The sequence below is a fragment of the Yersinia sp. 2553 StPb PI genome, from assembly GCF_052217105.1.
In the GTDB taxonomy this organism is placed as follows: domain Bacteria; phylum Pseudomonadota; class Gammaproteobacteria; order Enterobacterales; family Enterobacteriaceae; genus Yersinia; species Yersinia enterocolitica_E.
In genome coordinates, this window is sequence record NZ_JAZGPX010000002.1 from 267983 (window position 1) to 286594 (window position 18612).

Sequence of the window (18612 nt, forward strand, 5' to 3'; positions counted from 1 at the left end):
GCATTCGCTTACCCGAATCACTTACGGGTTTTGACCTTAAAATATAAGTCAGCTCATCGGGACTCTCTCGCTTGCCGCCTGGGTATATCGCCATAGGCTATTCCAGCTTCATTAGCGGCTGCTTACTAAAGCGGCTGCGTAATCGGTCAAAATAGAGGTAAACCACCGGTGTGGTATACAGCGTTAGCAGTTGGCTCATTACCAGCCCACCGACAATGGTTATCCCCAGTGGTTGACGTAACTCTGCCCCATCACCACTGCTTAGCACCAGTGGCAGCGCCCCGAACAAGGCGGCCAATGTGGTCATTAGAATCGGCCGAAAGCGCAATAAACTGGCCTGAAAAATAGCATCGCGGGCGCTGAGATTGCCATTACGTTGCGCGTCGAGGGCAAAGTCCACCATCATAATGGCGTTCTTTTTCACGATACCAATCAATAGCATAATGCCAATAAGTGCGATCAGGCTAAAGGGGGCGTCGAACAGTTCTAGCGCCAGTAGCGCGCCCACCCCAGCAGAGGGCAGTGTGGACAGAATGGTCAGTGGATGAATATAGCTCTCATACAACATCCCGAGCACGATATACACCGTAGCGATAGCGGCCATAATCAGCCACAACTGCGATTTCAGTGTTTCCTGGAATACCTGCGCGGTACCAGTAAAGGTGCCGCGCACGGTGGCAGGCACCCCAAGTTCCGTCATTACCCGCTCAACGGCGGCGGTTGCTTCAGATAAACTTCCGCCTTCCGGTAAGTTAAATGAGATGGTCGAGGCGGCGGATAAGCCTTGATGATTAACCGACAGTGGTGCATTGGCCGGTTGCCACTTGGCGAAATAAGACAATGGAATTGACTGACCGCTGCTATTAATCACAAACATCTTATCGAGCGAACTGACATCCTGAGTGTATTGGGGGGCAACTTCCATCACCACTTTGTATTGGTTCAACGGTTGATAAATGGTGGAGATCTGCCGTTGACCAAAGGCGTTGTTTAACAGGGCATTGGCTGTGGACACATCAATCCCCAAGCGCGCCATGGTCTCGCGATCGTAAGTCAGTGCCATCTCCGAGCCTTTATCCTGCTGGTCAGAGTTAACATCTGCCAGCTCCGGCAATTTAGCCAGCGCGGCGCGGACTTTGGGTTCCCATTCACGTAGTGCGGCTAAATCGTCTGCTAACAGCGTAAATTGATAACTGGCGTTGGCTTGACGGCCACCGACGCGAATGTCCTGCACCGGTGCAAGGAACAGGCTCGCCCCCGGTTCTTTGGCTAGTTTGGCACGCAGACGAGTGATAATTTGCTGAGCGCTCTCACTGCGCTCACTCAAGGGTTTGAGCGAGATAAACATCGACCCGCTATTCGTGCGTGAGCCACCGGTGAAGCCGGTGACATTGTCGACCGCCGGATCATCGTTGACTATCTTCATGAAATCCTTCAGCTTCTGCTGCATCGACTGAAACGAAATACTTTGATCAGCTTGAATAAAACCCATCATCCGGCCAGTATCCTGCTCGGGGAAAAAGGTTTTCGGGATACTGATATAGAGCCAAACATTGAGCGCGATAGTGGAAAGCAGCACCACCATCACCCAACGTGTATGACCCAGTACCCAATTGAGTGAGCGACCATAACCTTGCTGAATAGACAGCAGCATTTTACCAAACCCGCGAATCCGGGGTTGCTGACCAACCGGGTGTGATCGTAGCAAATGGGCGCACATCATTGGCGTCAAGGTGAGGGAAATGACCAGTGAGATGCCGATAGCCACCGACAGTGTTATGGCAAATTCGCGGAATAAACGGCCCGGTAACCCTTCCATCAGCAGCAGTGGAATAAATACGGCCACCAGCGAAATACTCATCGACAACACGGTAAAGCCCACTTCGCGCACCCCGCGCAGGGCGGCGGCCATTGGTTTTACCCCCGCTTCCAGATGGCGGGAAATATTCTCCAGCACCACAATGGCATCATCAACTACGAAGCCGGTGGCGATGGTCAATGCCATCAATGACAAGTTATTCAGGCTAAAACCGCACAGATACATAGCGGTAAATGTTCCGATCAACGAAACCGGCACGGCAACCGCGGGAATAAGCGTGGCACGGCCGGAGCGCAGAAACAGGAATACCACCAGAATCACCAAAGCTACGGCTATCATCAATGAGCGCTCCACTTCATCTAACGAAGCACGAATGGTCGGCGAGCGATCTTGTGCAATAGTCAACTGAATTGAGGCGGGGATCGAGGCACGCAGGGCCGGAAGTTCTGCTCGAATCCGGTCGACGGTGGCGATAATATTTGCCCCCGGCTCGCGGCTGATTACTAACAGTACCGCCGGTTTACCATCGGACATCCCGGCGTTACGCACATCTTGCACTGAGTCCACCACCGTGGCGACATCCTGTAGCCGTACCGCTGAACCATTGTTGTAATGAATCACCAGTGGGCGATAACCCTCTGCGGTTTTGATCTCATCATTGGCCTGCACCTGCCAGTGCTGTTGGCTGGAATCGATAGCACCTTGTGGGCGGCGAACGTTGGCGGCGCTGATTGCTTGTCGCACCGCATCCAGCGAAACGCCTTGGTTAAACAGCGCCCCAGGATTCAATTCAACCCGCACCGCAGGCAGGGAACTGCCTCCCACCGAGACATCACTGACCCCCTCGGTTTGAGCAATTTTCTGCGCCAATTTGGTAGAGGCAAAATCATACAACTGACCTTGGGTAAAGGTATCCGAGGTCAGCGTCATTATCATGATGGGCGCATCCGACGGGTTCATCTTACGATAGGTCGGGCGGTTTGGCATGCCGGTGGGTAGCAAGCTTTGCGCGGCATTAAGCGCTGCCTGCACATCACGGGCCGCACCGTTGATATCTCGATTGAGGGAGAATTGCAGAATGATCCGCGTGCTGCCCAATGAACTGGTAGAGGTCATTTCATTGACGCCCGCAATTCTGCCCAGTGCGCGTTCCAGCGGTGTGGCAATTGAGGACGCCATGGTCTCAGGATCGGCCCCAGGCATCGATGCACTCACCGAAATCACCGGATAATCCACCTGCGGCAGCGGTGATACCGGCAATAAGCTAAAACCGATAATTCCGCTGAGGGTGATAGCCAGTGTCAGCAGGGTGGTAGCCACCGGGCGATGGATGAACAGAGCGAAGAATTTCACGGCTGCTCCTGTCCATGGGGTAATTCAGGTGTGTCAGTATCCTGATGGCGATAGCGATTTTTGCCATGGGAGTTGCGTGCCAGTTTATCGAACAACAGATAGATAACCGGAGTGGTAAACAGGGTTAGTACCTGACTGACAATCAGCCCGCCGACCATACACACACCCAGCGGTTGGCGTAGCTCGGCCCCGGCCCCGGTACTGAGCATTAATGGCAATGCACCAAACAGCGCGGCCAATGTGGTCATCAGAATCGGTCGGAAACGTAACAAGCACGCCTGATAGATAGCATCATACGGGGTCATCCCCTGATCCCGCTCTGCGGCCAGTGCAAAGTCGATCATCATGATGGCATTCTTCTTTACAATTCCGATCAGCAGAATAATGCCGATAATGGCAATCACATCCAGCTCATTGCCGGTCAGCATCAGCGCCAGCAAGGCACCGACACCGGCGGTGGGCAGAGTTGACAAGATAGTGACCGGATGAATAAAACTTTCATATAACACGCCGAGCACGATATACATCGCCACAATCGCGGCGATAATCAGCCACAGCGTGCTACCGAGTGCGGCCTGAAATGCCAGCGTAGAGCCTTGGAAGCGGGTGGTGATATCCGCCGGTAGCTGAATTGCCTGCTCAGCTTGTGTCACCGCGTTTACCCCCTCACCCAAGGAATATCCCGGTGCCAGATTGAAGGAGATAGTGGCTGACGGGAATTGATTCAAATGGTTAATCGATAATGGCCCGAAGCGCTCCTCAATGGTGGCAATACTGCTCAGCGGCACCCCTTTACCGTCGCTGCCGGTCAGGCGGATATCGTTAAACGCCGCCAAGCCCGGCGTGGCCTGCACGTCATGTTCTAGCACCACGCGGTATTGGTTGGCTTGGGTATAAATGGTGGAAATCAGGCGTTGACCAAAGGCGTTATATAGTGCGCTGTCGATAGCTGCCATCGTGATACCTAAACGGCTGGCGCTATCGCGATCGACATTAACAAACGCCACCAATCCTCGGTCCTGCCAATCACTGGTGACATCCTGGAAGGGAGCTTGTTGCTGCAACTGACTAACCAGCTTCGGTACCCAAGTACTCAACTCCTCAAGTGTCGTGGCTTGCAGGGTGAACTGATATTGTGTCCGGCTCAGTTGCGTATCAATGGTCAGATCTTGTACCGGCTGTAAGTAAAGTTTAATCCCTGGGACGCCGGTAACGCTTTCCTGTAAGCGGGTAATGATCTGTGGGATGCGATCGTCACGGCTGTTGAGTGGTTTAAGGTTAATCTGCAACCGGCCATTGTTCAGCGTGGCATTGGTACCGTCAACGCCGACAAATGAGGTCAGGCTTTCTACCGCTGGATCTTTAAGGATAATGGCGGCCACTTGTTGCTGGCGTTCCGCCATATTACTGAATGAAACGGATTGCGGTGCTTCCAGGGTTCCTTGAATCAGACCATTGTCTTGCAACGGGAAGAAACCTTTCGGCATCAGCAAGTAAAGCAGCACCGTCAGGACCAGTGTGCTCACCGCTACACCCAAGGTTATCCATTGATGATTAAGCACTTTTTTTAGTGCCACGGCATAATGGGCGATCACCCAGTTAAAGAACTTCTCACTGGCGCGTGACAGGCGGTTTTGCTTACGCAGTGACTCATAACTGAGCATCCGCGCGCACATCATTGGGGTCAGAGTCAGCGAAACTACCGCTGAAATCAGGATCGCCACCGCCAGTGTTACGGCAAATTCGCGGAACAGCCGGCCCACGATATCGCCCATAAATAGCAACGGAATCAACACTGCAATTAATGAGAAGGTGAGTGAAATAATGGTAAAGCCAATCTCTCCGGCCCCTTTCAGCGCCGCATCCAGCGGTCTCTCGCCTTTTTCGATATAACGGGAGATATTCTCTATCACTACGATGGCGTCATCGACCACAAAGCCCGTGGCAATGGTCAGCGCCATTAACGTCAGGTTATTGATTGAAAACCCGAGAAAATACATCGCCGCAAAGGTCCCGATCAGTGACAGCGGTACTGCGACACTGGGGATAATGGTGGCTGCGGCATTGCGCAGAAACAGATAAATCACCATCACCACCAGCACAATGGCGAGCAATAACTCAAACTGCACGTCACTGACGGAGGCGCGGATGGTGGTAGTGCGATCGGTTAGTACCTTGACATCAACCGACTTGGGCAAGCTTTTGATCAACTCCGGCAGCATCTCGCGAATACTGTCCGCGGTGGCAATGACGTTGACCCCCGGCTGGCGCTGGATATTCAACACAATCGCCTGCTGGGTATTGGCCCACGCAGCCAGTTTGTTATTTTCCGCGCCCTGCTCAATGGTAGCGACATCCTGCAAGCGGATCGGCGCTCCATTTTGGTATGCAATGATCAGATCACGGTAATCCTCGGCAGATTTCATTTGGTCATTAGCCGACAATGTCACCGAACGGGTGGGGCCATCGAGGCTACCCTTGGCAGAATTGACGTTAGCATTGCTGATGGCAGTACGAATGGTTTCGCTGTCCAGCCCCAATGCGGCGACCGCCGGGGCATTCAGTTTCACCCGCACGGCGGGGCGCTGTCCGCCGGAAATAGTGACCAGACCGACCCCGGTGACTTGCGATATTTTCTGCGCAATCCGGGTTTCGACCATATCTTCTACTTGCGTCATCGGGATGGCAGTGGAGGTCACGGCTAAGGTCATAATCGGCGGATCAGCCGGATTCACTTTGCTGTAAATCGGGGGGTAAGGCAGATCATTGGGCAGTAGATTGGTGGCGGAGTTAATGGCAGCCTGCACCTCTTGCTCTGCTACATCCAGTGGCAAAGTAAGCTGGAATTGCAGCGTAATCACTGACGCACCACCCGAACTTTGTGATGCCATCTGCTTGAGGCCGGACATTTGGCCAAACTGGCGCTCCAGCGGCGCGGTAATGGATGATGTCACCACATCCGGGCTGGCCCCAGGATAGAGTGTCACGACCTGAATCGTCGGGTAATCAACCTCCGGCAGGGCAGAAACCGGCAGCGCGCGGTAACCGAGAATCCCGGCCAGCAGAATGGCAATCATAAATAATGTGGTGGCAACCGGGCGCAGGATAAACAGCCGTGACGGCCCGCCACCAGGTGTTGGAGGCATCACTTGCATCAGGATTTCTCCGCAGGAACAGTGTTACTCGTCGCTCTTCTGCCCCGATGTGTGGCTTTATCCTCCGTGGCTGCTTTCTCTGCGACACCCGTTTGGTTTGCTGCTGCGGCCCGTGGTGTTACCACTTCGACCTGTAAGCCTTCGGTCAGGCGATCAATACCGTCAGTGACCACGCGTTGACCCGCATTCAGGCCGGCGCTAATAACCACTTGTTTGCTGTCTTGAATACCGGTAGTGACCAGATGCTTACTGACTTTATTTTCATCATTTAGGGTCCAGACAAAGCTCCCTTCGTTACCCATTTGTACGGCGGCGGTTGGCACCACCACAGCATTTTGCAATAAATCGACTTTGATACGGGCGTTGACAAACTGGTTGGGGAACAGGATGTCATCGTTATTGGCAAAGCGTGCTTTCAGCTTAATGGTGCCGGTGGTGGTATCAATTTGGTTATCAATACTGAGCAAATAGCCCTGCGCCAGTCGCTGTTTATTGGTGCGATCCCAAGCTTCTACTGGCACGGTAGTGTTATTTTTGGCCGCATTTTTCTGCGCTTGCATGATAGCGGGGATATCGCTTTCTGGCAGCGTAAAGACCACATCAACCGGATGTGTCTGAGTGATCACCACTATGGGGGCTGTGGTACCGCTGGTAATGTAATTACCGACATCGACCTGTTTTAGGCCCACTTTGCCAGATATTGGGGCGGTAATTCGACTATAAGTCAGTTGCAGTTTGGCACTGTCAATAGCGCCTTGATCGGCTTTAACACTGCCTTCACTTTGGCGCACTAACGAGGCTTGAGTATCGAGCTCTTGTTGTGAAATGACCCCGGTTTTCACCAATTTTTGGTAGCGGGCTAAATCACGGCGGGCATTGTCCAGCGTGGCCTGATCTTTTGCCAGTTGGCCCTGTGCTTGGGTCAGTTGTACCTGATAAGGGCGTGGGTCGATCTCCACCAGTAAGTCACCGGCGTTGACCTGTTGCCCTTCAGTAAAGTGGATTGCCATTAATTGGCCATCGACCCGGCTGGTCACGGTGACGGTATTGGCGGCAATCACGGTACCTAGGCCGGTAAGATAACGGGGTACGGCTTGTTCGGTGGCGGTGGCCGCCTGTACCGGCGACATGGGCATATTACGTCGGCCACCGGCGCGGGCTGTTGTCGTCCCGCCAGCGGTGTGCTGCGCACCTGGCGCGGTGTTGTTGGTGGCCGCGCTAAAATAGCGCCAGGCAAATATAGCAACAGTAATCGCCACCACCGCCCCGAGTAACATCAGTACTCTGGAAGTGCGTTTGGATTGAGCTTTCATGATGGCGGGAGTCCTTTTTGTTTATTTTGTTATGCGCACATAGATGCAATCAATTGGGTATTGATATGTTACTAGTTTAGCGGGGATTTACCGGATAAAAATGGAGGAAATATGGAAGTAGTGTCAGGGTATGTGGGATTTTGGTTTTTATAATTTTAGGATTCAAAACTGATAGGGTTTGGCTGCGGTTGATATTCGATTAAGTGATGTGATCTGTTTCTTGATTACCCACTGCGCAGTGGGTAATCAAAATAGCATTAACGATACAGGGTCTGCGCCCAACGGGCCAAACCGGCGGTCACTGAGCCGAAGTCATTGCCACCCACCAACGGGATACCCGGTAGTTGCTGTTGCAGGGCGGTTCGCAATAACGGGGAGCGAGCACTGCCGCCTGTCAGATAAATGACATCTGGAGTGATCTGGCTGGTGGATAATGCCAAACTGACTTGTTCCTGAATCCGTTGTAGTGGCTGAGATATGGCTTCAGCAAGCTGTTGCTGGTTGATAGTCTGGCCTAACTCTGGCTCGACAAAATTCAGTGCAGTCGCTACTTGTACTTGTTCGGATAGCGCGATTTTGCTCTCTTCCGCCGCCCGAACTAAACGATAACTCAGGCGCTGTTGATACACTTTCAGCAGGCGCTCTACTTGCTGTGGATTGGCCGCGTCACGAATCAAATCACGCAGGAAGCGGCCGTTAACCGTGCTGTAGAAATCGCTCTGTGCCGGAACATCGTTAGTCGCAACGGCATTCCAATAGGGCAGTGACGGCAGAGCAATCCCTTTTTCGGTTTCGCCCCCCATGCCAAACAGCGGCATCAGTTGTTTAAAGGCGAGCATAATATCCAGATCGTTACCACCAACGCGACAACCACTGTGACCCAGCAGGCTTTGTTGACGGTCTGCCAGCCCCTGCCATTTAGGCCCCATCAATAGCACCGAACAGTCAGTGGTACCACCACCGATATCCACCACTAGTACGGTTTTTTCTTCTGTCAGCGTCGCTTCAAAATCTAGCCCTGCCGCGACCGGTTCAAACTGGAAAGCAATATCGCGAAAACCGGCGCGTTGGGCGGCGCGCCGTAAAATCCCTTCTGCCTGGCGATTAGCATCCTCACCGCCAGAGCCTTGGAAGTTGACTGGACGACCAATTACGGCCTGACTAATTTCTGATGCCAGTACGGATTCTGCCTGACGTTTGATATGGAACATCATGGCGCAGACCAAATCCTCAAACAGCGCCAATTGCTGAGGTTTCAGCCCATTGGCACCTAGGAAGGATTTAGGTGATTTTACAAAGTATACGTCTTCAGGGTCTTCGATATAGTGGGCGAGGGCAGACAGGCCAAATGTCAGACTGTCGGCGGCAACCGGAATATCCTCTTCGCGATTGAATGCCATGGCCCGGCGTAATAGCTGCTGATTTTCGTCGCTACCAGTGGGTACCTGCCAGTGGCGGTGCAGGCATTCACTGACCGCTTCCCGTGTTGGCGCACACAACATGGAGGGCAGATAGACGTCATTATTTTCCAGTGCCAGTAAGTTGGGAGCATCATCCCGCATCACGGCAACTGAGCAGTTTGCTGTGCCGTAGTCAAAACCAATGAACATAATTGCCCCCCAGGCCAAATAAAGGGGTGCGACTTTACCCGAGAGTGGGCAGCGGGGCAATCGTCATGTTAGTGATTTTTTAATCATGGTTGAGGATGCAACATGACGAGCCGGTTATTTAATCGCAAAATAGCCACTGTCGAGTAAATCAGACAACGGTTGCGGCGGGCTGATGGTTTCACCGTCAGCTAAATCGACACCGATGGTTATCAGTTTATTGAGCGTTAGAGGGAGTTCTGCTGGCCCAGCCAGAGTGGCGATATTGGCTCGCTGAGCGGTACCATTAATGATAGAGACCAGCACTTCATCCATCTGGTTAATATGGATATGGGAAATTAACTCGCTGTTAAACTTAAGATAATCGATAGTGTGATCCGCCAGTAACTCGAAATCATTCAGGTTATGACCAAACTCTTTAACGATGAGTTTACAGCCCAGTTGTTGCAATTTGGCGAGAAAATTGCCAATCGCGAAGGGGTATTGCAGTAAGGTGGATTCATCGACCATCCAATAGAGACTTTGTGTTGGCAGTACGGTTTGCCGCACCAAGGTCAGCAATGATTGGCGAAACTCTTCTTTGAGCAGCGCCGCCTCTGACAGCGGGATAGCCAGCGCCAGCCCTTTATGTTTGATAGCTTGGGCATGTGTCATTAACAGTTGCTCACAGACCCAATTATCAATCTGCGGCAGCAAGCTATAGAGCAGCGCGGCTTCCTGAAACTCAGCCTGGCTGACGTTAAGGCCATGTGGCCGATTAACCTCGAAACTGATTTGATAGAAACAGACAGACAATGGCGTTCTGGGGGGCGCGGTTGGGGTGAGTTGCAATACCAGTTGGTTATCATTGAGAATATTCTCAACATCTTCCCTGCTCAACAGCTCGTGTTGGCGTGCTAATAGCTGCTTTTGCCGTGGCTGATAGAGATAAACCTGACCGCGTCCACTGTGTTTAGCGGTGTAACAGGCGATATCTGCCTGTGCCATAATTTCACTGCGCTGATTGTTATTGCTACTTATTTGCGTCACACCGGCGCTGGCCCCAATACGATAGAGCTTATCTTCCCAGTAGAAATGATAGCCATTAATCAGTGATACCAGACTTTGGGTAATGGCTTTGGCATGGGGTAGGGTGCAGTTGAGCATCAGTAAGCCAAACTCATCACCGCCGAGGCGTGCAACACAATCGCTGTTACGTAAGTGCTGGCGCATCAACTGGCTCAACTCTTTCAATAATGCATCTCCTGCGGGATGCCCGGCAGTGTCATTAATGGCTTTGAAATAGTCTAAATCAAGGAAAGCCAATGCATGTTGTTGGTTAAGTTCGACGCTAATTTGGATTGCCGCTTTCAATTTATTCTCAAAATTGGCGCGGTTTGGCAGACCTGTGAGATTATCGTGAGAGGCGCTGTGGCTGAGTTTGCGCATCATTGCGCGCGATTCGCCGACATCCTGGAACACCAGTACCGCCCCGACAATGTCCCCTTCCAACGTTTTCAGCGGCGCGACCGACTCCTGAATATCATAATGCTGGCCATCACGATGGTGTAATACCATTGACTCATTGAACGAAGAGTAGGGGCGATGATTAAGGCAATGCTCTATCGGGTTATCAATCTCCGCGCCGTCTACGCCGTTAGTCAACTTGATGATATGGTTGACCGGTTGGCCCAATGCGATGGTATTTGCCCAGCCAGTCATTTTCTCGGCCACCGGGTTCATAAAGGTAATCTTCATCTCCTGATCGGTACAGACCACAGCTTCACCGATGGAGTCCAGCGTGATATGCAGTCGCTCTTTCTCTTCGTGCAGCGCTTCCGTCAGATTTCTGATTTCCGTCATATCCAGCGTGGTACCAATCAGACGCAGAATATTGCCATTTTTATCACATATCATATTGGCTTGATTACGCAGATGGACAATTTCACCATCCGGTAATAACAGCCGGAATTCCAGACGGTATGGCTGGCGCTGCTTGAGGGCGGCGCTATATTCGCGATTAACCCGATTGATATCTTCATGATGAATGTATTTCTGCCAAACACGCTCATCAACCTGGGTATTAAAAGGAATATGATAGAGTTCATACATCCGCTTATCCCAACTGATAACCTGCGTTTTGATATCCAATTCCCAGATACCGATCCCCCCAGCCTCGTTAGCCAGCGTAATACGCTCCATTAGGCGGCGGTTAATAATCTCGGTTTTTTTCAGCTCATTGATATCTTCAGCCTGCGAGATGAAATAGAGCGGTTGCTGTTGGTGATCCCGCACCACACTGACCACCAGTAGTGCCCACACGATTTCACCATCGCTGCGAATATAGCGCTTTTCCATCGAATAGCTGGGGATACGGCCATGATACAGGTCGTCGAGTAATTTCAGGTCCGCAGAGAGATCGTCTGGATGAGTAATTTGCTGGAAAGTCAGGGTCAGTAATGTCTCTTGGGAATAGCCTAATAACTTGCATAAGGCCTGATTGACCTGCATCCATTGGCCTTGCGGTGAGACCAAGGCCATACCGATGGCTGAATATTCCATCGCGTTACGAAAGCGGTTTTCGCTTTCAATAATATGCTCTTTCTCCATGCGAAAAGAGTGCATTACCATTGCCATGGCATGGGGCGGAATTAACACCATTAATAAAGGAATAAAGGAGAACGCTTGAATTGACAGGTTAGTATCGGAATTAATGGTATACAGCTTGAAATTAAGCATCAATGCAATCAGCAATGTTGCCATAAAGCAGATGGTAAATGTCTCAAAACGCGGTAAGCGGATTGAGGTCCAGATCAACGTCATGATGACAAAAGTGAAGGGGAAAGGCAGATAAATCAGTCCGATATAACAAGCTGATAGTGATATTATCATCATAAAAATCATATCAAACAGCGCTTTGGATTTGGTCGCGATATTGAAGTAACCTCGACGGTAAAGTAACCCGACCGGCCCTAAGGCTAACATGCCTACCGCTTCGGACATAAACCACACCGTGAGCACTTGGGTAAAGCCCCCGTTTTGTGGGGATAAATACCAAGCCGCTGCCAGCCCACTGGCCAGAGGGACCACAATCACAGTGCAAACCGAGAATTTAAGCCAACTGAGCAGGTTATTGAGCGGGTCTTTGGTTTGCAGGAATTTACGCAGTAACCAGGCCCCGGCGGATGCCTCTGCCAGGTTGATAAATGTTAGGGGTAACGGGAACCAACTGAGGCCATATAAAATAAAATTAGCAGCAACAATACATATCCCTGCGGCCAATAATTGCCATAACCAGTAGCGCATAGGATGGTGGAACAGCGCCACCATTAATACTGCCGTCGGGAACCATAATGGGGCAAGGTTTTCTGACCGTTCAGAAAGCTGGATACAAAAGAGTGCGAGCAAAAATACGACTATGCTGATGATAGTAATGTGGATAATGGTTCTATTGTCAGGTGCCGGTCTTTCGGACGCACTGAGATCCATATAACGCCTTATTTTGCTCATACAGCTTTAGATTATGATAGGAAAAACCCATCACATAAAGAATATACCGCCGTTAAAATACGGTCATATTCAAAAGTTTAGTATAGATAAACACTGTAGAGTGTTATTCCTCTTCTCAGTGCTTAATTAATGATTTGTTTATTAGCATAATAGTCAGACCAAGAATATAGTTGCCAGTCCCAGAAAGATGAAAAAACCACCGGTATCTGTGATGGCGGTGATCATAACACTCGATCCGATAGCCGGATCACGCCCCATCCGAGCCATGGTCATCGGGATAATAACCCCCATGAGTGCTGCCATCAGCAAGTTAAGGATCATGGCTAATGTCATCACCCCCCCCATTGCCGGATCGCCATAGAGCAGATAGGTTACTACCCCCATAATCCCGCCCCATACCAGACCATTAATCAACGCTACGCCCAATTCTCTGAACATCAGGAAGGTCACGTTACCTTGTTGAATATGGTGTAATGCCAACGCTCGGACAATCATGGTAATGGTTTGATTACCGGTATTGCCGCCAATACCGGCCACAATCGGCATTAATGCTGCCAGAGCCACTAATTGTGAGATGGTGTCCTCAAATAAGCCGATCACGCGTGAGGCAACAAATGCCGTACAGAGGTTGATTGCTAGCCATGACCAGCGGGTGCGAACCGCGCGGCCTACCGGGGAGAACACATCTTCTTCCGGGCTTAAGCCCCCCATGCGTCTTAGGGTGGTGTCGCTCTCTTCGTTGACCACATCAACAATCTCTTCGATGGTCAAACGACCCATCAGTTTGCCTTTGGCATCAATTACCGCGGCACTGATTAAGTCATAACGTTCAAAAGCACCGGCAGCATCCTCTGCTTTCTGTTCGGGTTGGAACGTGGTCGGGTTGCTATCCATCACCTCAAATACTTTAGCATCGGGCGCATTGAGCAGGATAGAGGTCAATGGTAACTCGCCAAGCAAGGTATTTTTGCGGTCAACCACAAAGATTTTATCCGTGGCATCGGGAATATTTTTCCGATAACGCAAATAGCGTTGCACGGCTGCCAGCGTAATATCGGCACGTACCGTCACCAGCTCGAAATCCATCATCTGACCGACAGTGTCACGGGCATATTGGATAACTTCCCGCACTCGGGCGCGCTGATCCGGGTCCAACGAGGTGAGCAGGCGGCCCATCAAATTACGTGGCAGGTATTCAGCCAAATAAGCCTGTTCATCGACATGCAAAGTGCGCATGGCCCTCAACAGGTCTTTATCACTCATCTCTTTAATCAGCGAATCCCACACTGTTTCAGAGACTTCAACCAGCGTTTGGCCGCGTTTCTCATTTTTGACCAACCGCCACAATGCCAAACGTTCGTCATGAGGCAACGCCTCCAGTAAGTCAGCAAGGTCGGCAGCATGCAGATCATCAAGTAGACTTCTGATTTCTAACGTTTGCTCGGACAGTTGTTCATCGCTGAGCTTTTCTTTCTCTTCCTGACGGCCAAGAATGCCATCAACCAAAGCCTTATTATTCAATAATAGAGAAAGTATCCGGTTGCGTATTTCAGCCAGTTTTTTCGTATTATTTTTAGTTTTATTCTTTATAACGGCAGAAATTGGCACAGGAATAATCGGCACTGGCATAGTGTGTCCTTAATTCGAAAACGACCCTTTGCCCCTGAAGTCGTAGGGATAGGCACTAAAACATTAACGACAAAACATCTAGGGGCTGAGATCGCTCTCATGGGGGCCAGGTGGTTCGCCTTCTACAGTCAGTTCAAGTTGCTGTGACTGCCTGCGCTCCTGATGATGGGAAATAGAAGCGACCGCCGCATACAATAAACGGCCAAACAGAATGAGAAAGCTCACCAGTAGGATTATTTTTGTTAGCTGTGCTGTTGGCCGTCTTCTCATCATTTACCTTCCTACCCTTCGCTCTTGGCGTTGCAGCGTTGTTTGTCACAATTAATGTTAGCTGCTCTCACTACTCGTCCCATCCATGGGCCTCGCCTCGTTGAGGCCGCTGCAAGCAGCGTTCAAATCTGCTCCCGGCAGATTTGTCACCCGAATCACTGACGAGAGTCAGCTCATCGGGGTTGATTCTGATTACTCTTTGACGGTAACCACATCCGCTGCTTCTGGTTCTTCTTCTTCAATGATCAGCTTCCAGCCTACTACATCATCCCAGTATGCCTGCTCACGCTCAAAATCCAGTTGTACCAGATTATTTTGTGTCAGATAACCGACGGGGAAACGTAATGTCCAATGGCTATCGTCAGTTATCAAACGCAGACTCTCTGGCGTGGTAGTCGACTGACGCTGATTATTCAGTAACGTACTCAAACGTAATAACTGAATTAACGGTAAATAATACTTTTTCTTGAATAAATTTAAACGCGGTAATTCATCCAGCTTGATGCCTTTACGATGCATTCGTACCAACGTTGCCAGCAGCAGTTGTTGCTCCTGATTAAAGCCCGGTAAGTTGGTGTTTTGCAGGATATAGGCAGAATGGCGGTGCATCCCACTGTGATTAATACTCAGACCCACTTCGTGCAACATTGCCGCCCATTTCAACAATGCTTCAAGCTGCGGCTGCACCAACTTGGTGTTCTGCGCTAACCACTGAGTATAAAGTTGTTCGGTTGTTTCCAGCACTCGGCGGGCTTGTTCGCGGTCAATATTATAGTGTTCCGCCAGGCTTTTTGCCGTGCGTTGACGAATATCCTGATGGCGGAAACGGCCTTCCATCTCATACAGCACGCCTTCGCGCAGCGCGCCGTCGGATAAGCGTAACTCTTTGACTGCTAACGCATCAAATACCCCACACAAGATAGCCAAGCCTGGTACAAATACCGACTGGCGATCTTCTGATAATCCCGGCAGGCTCAGGGCTGAGAAGTGTTTGAATTGTAACACTTGCTCAACCAGCATTTCGAGGCGCTCTGGTGTTATCAAACCGTCTTTTTCGCCCATTTCCACCAACACTTCATAGGTGGCCTTAATGGTGCCGGATGCCCCCAGCGCATATTGCCAACCCTGAATGCGGTATTGCCATGCCAGGTTTTCCAGTTTCTGTGCTGCCGCAAGACGAGCACGTTTGAAATTGGCCTTACTTATCTCACCGTGTGGGAAGAACTGCTGGGCAAAACTCACGCACCCCATACGGCGGCTCTCTACCAACAGAGGCTCAAAATCTTCACCAATAACTAACTCTGTTGAACCCCCACCAATATCAATGACCAGCTTGCGGCCTTTTTCCGGCTGAGTGTGTTCGACGCCCATAAAAATCAGACGGGCCTCTTCTTGGCCGGAAATGATTTCGATCGGATACGGAATAACCGCCGCCGCCCGCTTGAGGAATGCCTCTGCGTTAGCAGCTTGGCGCAGCGAATGAGTGCCAACAATACACACATTATCAGGTGAGAAACCCTGCAAGCGTTCTGCAAACAGCGCCAAACAGGCTAAACCCCGTTCGATGGCTTCTTCGCTAAGCATGTTATTGTGGTCCAAACCATCAGCCAGATGTACGCGCTGCTTTAGGCGACCTAAAACCTGTAGCGCGCCGTTGACGACCCGGGCAATGACCATATGAAAACTGTTAGAACCCAAATCGATAGCTGCAATTTCCTGCGGCTTGGTGGTCGATGAACTGTTGGATAGCGGCATAGTTTTAGCTCGATGCGTCTGGTTGTTCCAGCGCTTTTAAATAATCATAGATGGCAATCTGTGCACGTACTTTGCGCCTATTACCACGCGGTACATAACGATTACTCAGTTCTTTATCAATATAACGGGCTTTTACCGTGTCGTTGAATAACAGCTCTAAAATATCTAGCACCCGTTGTTTTAATTTCGGATCCAGCAATGAGACCGCGACTTCAATACGGTAATCGATATTACGGGTCATCCAGTCAGCTGAAGAGAGATACACCAGTTTGTCGCCTTTATTCTCGAACACATAGACCCGGTCATGTTCCAAGAAACGGTCAACGATACTGGTGACCTGAATATTATCGCTGATCCCCGGCATATTGGGGATTAACGAGCACATGCCACGTACCAATAATCGGATTTTTACCCCAGCACTGGAGGCGCTATATAACCTATCTACCAGACCTTTATCTACTAAATTATTTATCTTCAGGGTAATACCGGCGCTTTCTCCGGCCTGAGCATGAATAATTTCCTGATCAATCAATTGATACAACATTAAGCGCGAGTTCTGCGGTGACACCATCAGATTATCGAATTTGACCGGGCGATAAGGATTTTCGATAAAGTTAAACACCCGCCGTACTTCATTGGTAATACGGGCATCAGCGGTCAGTAATGAGTAGTCGGTATAGATTCGGGCGGTCTTCTCATTGAAGTTGCCGGTACCGATATGGGCATAGCGCACGATCTCCTCGCCTTCAAGGCGGGAAATCAGGAATAATTTGGCGTGGATCTTCAGACCAGGTGCTGAGAAAATAACGTGTACACCAGCGGCGGTCAGGCTTTTGGCCCAGTGGATATTGGCTTCTTCATCAAAGCGCGCCTGTAACTCTACCACTACCGTGACTTTCTTGCCGTTATGGGCGGCATGGATCATCGATTCTATGATGCGTGAATCCTTGGCGACCCGATAAATATTGATTTTAATCGCTAATACGCTGGGATCGAAAGAGGCTTGACGCAGTAATTCCAATACGTGTTCAAAGGTGTGATAAGGGTAATACAGCAGGACATCTTGTTCACGGATAGCATCAAAGCCATTGCGGAATTTATCAAACCAAATATGGCGCAGGCGCGGCATTGGCCGGTTAACCAGATTGCTTTTGCCCACATTCGGGAAGCTGATAAAGTCTTTGAAGTTATGGTAACGGCCACCTGCAATAACCGAGTCATCATTAGAGATACCCAATTTATTGCGCAGTAATTCCACCATCTCATCGGGCATATCACGTTGGTAAACAAAGCGCACCGGCTCTGCCGTCAGGCGCTGTTTAAGGCTCGACGACATCAGCTCCAGCAGGCTGGATTCCATTTCAGTGACCAAATCATATTCGGCATCACGGGTCATCTTCATGGAGTAGGCGTTTAGCGCATCGTAATCAAAGAAGCCTTTAAAAATCTCATCGAGGCAAAATCTCAATATATTATCAAGTAATATCATTGGCTTGCGGCGACGAGGTGCTTCTGGTGGCAAATTGACAAAACGCGGGACTTTATCTGAAGGAATCTCCAGCAGGGCATAGGCAATTTCCTGCCCGCGGATAATCTCCACCGCTAGATAGGTGTAATCGTCTTTTAAGAACTGCACCAGGTTGGTGTCATGGTTAATCAAGATCGGCGTAATGTGTTGGCGCAGATGCTGTTTAAAATAGATTTTTAGCCAGGCTTGCTGATTTTCGGAAATCTGCCGTTCATTAATCAGGAAGATCTGATTACGCGCCATTTCCAGTAAAAGATCATTATATAACCCATCAAATTCTTGATCGGCTTTCACCACTTTGCTCTGAATTTTTTTCAGCAAATGGCGAGAGGTCACGGCAGAGCCTTGCTCTTCGCTGATCAAAATGCGCCGTTTCAGATCGGCAAATCGGACTTTATAGAATTCGTCCAGATTATTGGAGTAAATGCCAAGAAATCGCATCCGCTCGATGAGTGGATTGCTCTTATCTGCTGCTTCCTGCAATACCCGCTCATTAAAAGATAACCAGCTAAGTTCTTTTTCGATGTAGAGCTTTTCCTGACCCATTGCAACTCCAGTAAGATTATTGTGGGAGTATTTAGTGTCCTCAATCATTATTGCGAAAGTTTGACAAGAAAGTCCAACAGATATCATTAGTTAACTTTGTCCGTTAAACCTTATACCCAATCGATCTTAAGTTGCAGGAAAGCGGCAA

Annotated in this window: 9 protein-coding genes; all 9 read right to left on the bottom strand. The window is 50.1% G+C overall.

All coding sequences use genetic code 11. From position 1 onward, the window contains the following. Positions 1-97: 97 nt before the first annotated feature. Complete coding sequence (gene mdtC, locus V2A84_RS02375; RefSeq protein WP_442848567.1) at positions 98-3172, bottom strand: multidrug efflux RND transporter permease subunit MdtC; 3075 nt, start codon at positions 3170-3172, stop codon at positions 98-100. Further along, positions 3169-6327, bottom strand: coding sequence for an MdtB/MuxB family multidrug efflux RND transporter permease subunit (locus V2A84_RS02380; protein WP_083163259.1), 3159 nt, complete (start codon positions 6325-6327; stop codon positions 3169-3171). The genes mdtC and V2A84_RS02380 overlap by 4 nt, the downstream gene beginning before the upstream one ends. Then, the gene (locus V2A84_RS02385) at positions 6327-7640 is read right to left on the bottom strand and encodes an MdtA/MuxA family multidrug efflux RND transporter periplasmic adaptor subunit (RefSeq protein WP_420073062.1); all 1314 of its coding nucleotides are present in this window, start codon (positions 7638-7640) and stop codon (positions 6327-6329) included. Before V2A84_RS02385 ends, V2A84_RS02380 begins: the two co-directional genes overlap by 1 nt. 257 nt (positions 7641-7897) lie before the next feature. Continuing rightward, positions 7898-9250 (bottom strand): molecular chaperone, encoded by a 1353-nt coding sequence (gene yegD / locus V2A84_RS02390; RefSeq protein ID WP_420073061.1) that lies wholly within the window; start codon positions 9248-9250, stop codon positions 7898-7900. A 114-nt stretch (positions 9251-9364) separates the two neighbouring features. Beyond that, the gene (locus V2A84_RS02395; RefSeq protein ID WP_193784799.1) at positions 9365-12715 is read right to left on the bottom strand and encodes a diguanylate cyclase; all 3351 of its coding nucleotides are present in this window, start codon (positions 12713-12715) and stop codon (positions 9365-9367) included. 174 nt (positions 12716-12889) lie between these two features. After that, positions 12890-14365, bottom strand: a complete 1476-nt coding sequence (mgtE, locus tag V2A84_RS02400) for a magnesium transporter (protein WP_083163267.1) — start codon at positions 14363-14365, stop codon at positions 12890-12892. A 78-nt stretch (positions 14366-14443) separates the two neighbouring features. Next, a complete protein-coding gene (locus tag V2A84_RS02405) occupies positions 14444-14635 on the bottom strand; it encodes a YfgG family protein (RefSeq protein WP_083164142.1) in 192 nt (63 codons plus the stop codon). A 192-nt stretch (positions 14636-14827) separates the two neighbouring features. Then, positions 14828-16390 (bottom strand): exopolyphosphatase, encoded by a 1563-nt coding sequence (ppx, locus tag V2A84_RS02410; protein WP_083163269.1) that lies wholly within the window; start codon positions 16388-16390, stop codon positions 14828-14830. Between the two features lie 4 nt (positions 16391-16394). Further along, on the bottom strand, positions 16395-18464 hold the full coding sequence (ppk1, locus tag V2A84_RS02415) for a polyphosphate kinase 1 (protein WP_083163271.1): 2070 nt from the start codon (positions 18462-18464) through the stop codon (positions 16395-16397). Between the last annotated feature and the right edge of the window lie 148 nt (positions 18465-18612).

Bases quoted from the DNA above. Each gene is read 5' to 3' on its own strand.
- V2A84_RS02380 (WP_083163259.1), bottom strand. From the start codon at position 6,327: ATGCAAGTGATGCCTCCAACACCTGGTGGCGGGCCGTCACGGCTGTTT.
- V2A84_RS02385 (WP_420073062.1), bottom strand. From the start codon at position 7,640: ATGAAAGCTCAATCCAAACGCACTTCCAGAGTACTGATGTTACTCGGG.
- yegD (WP_420073061.1), bottom strand. From the start codon at position 9,250: ATGTTCATTGGTTTTGACTACGGCACAGCAAACTGCTCAGTTGCCGTG.
- V2A84_RS02395 (WP_193784799.1), bottom strand. From the start codon at position 12,715: ATGGATCTCAGTGCGTCCGAAAGACCGGCACCTGACAATAGAACCATT.
- mgtE (WP_083163267.1), bottom strand. From the start codon at position 14,365: ATGCCAGTGCCGATTATTCCTGTGCCAATTTCTGCCGTTATAAAGAAT.
- V2A84_RS02405 (WP_083164142.1), bottom strand. From the start codon at position 14,635: ATGAGAAGACGGCCAACAGCACAGCTAACAAAAATAATCCTACTGGTG.
- ppx (WP_083163269.1), bottom strand. From the start codon at position 16,390: ATGCCGCTATCCAACAGTTCATCGACCACCAAGCCGCAGGAAATTGCA.
- ppk1 (WP_083163271.1), bottom strand. From the start codon at position 18,464: ATGGGTCAGGAAAAGCTCTACATCGAAAAAGAACTTAGCTGGTTATCT.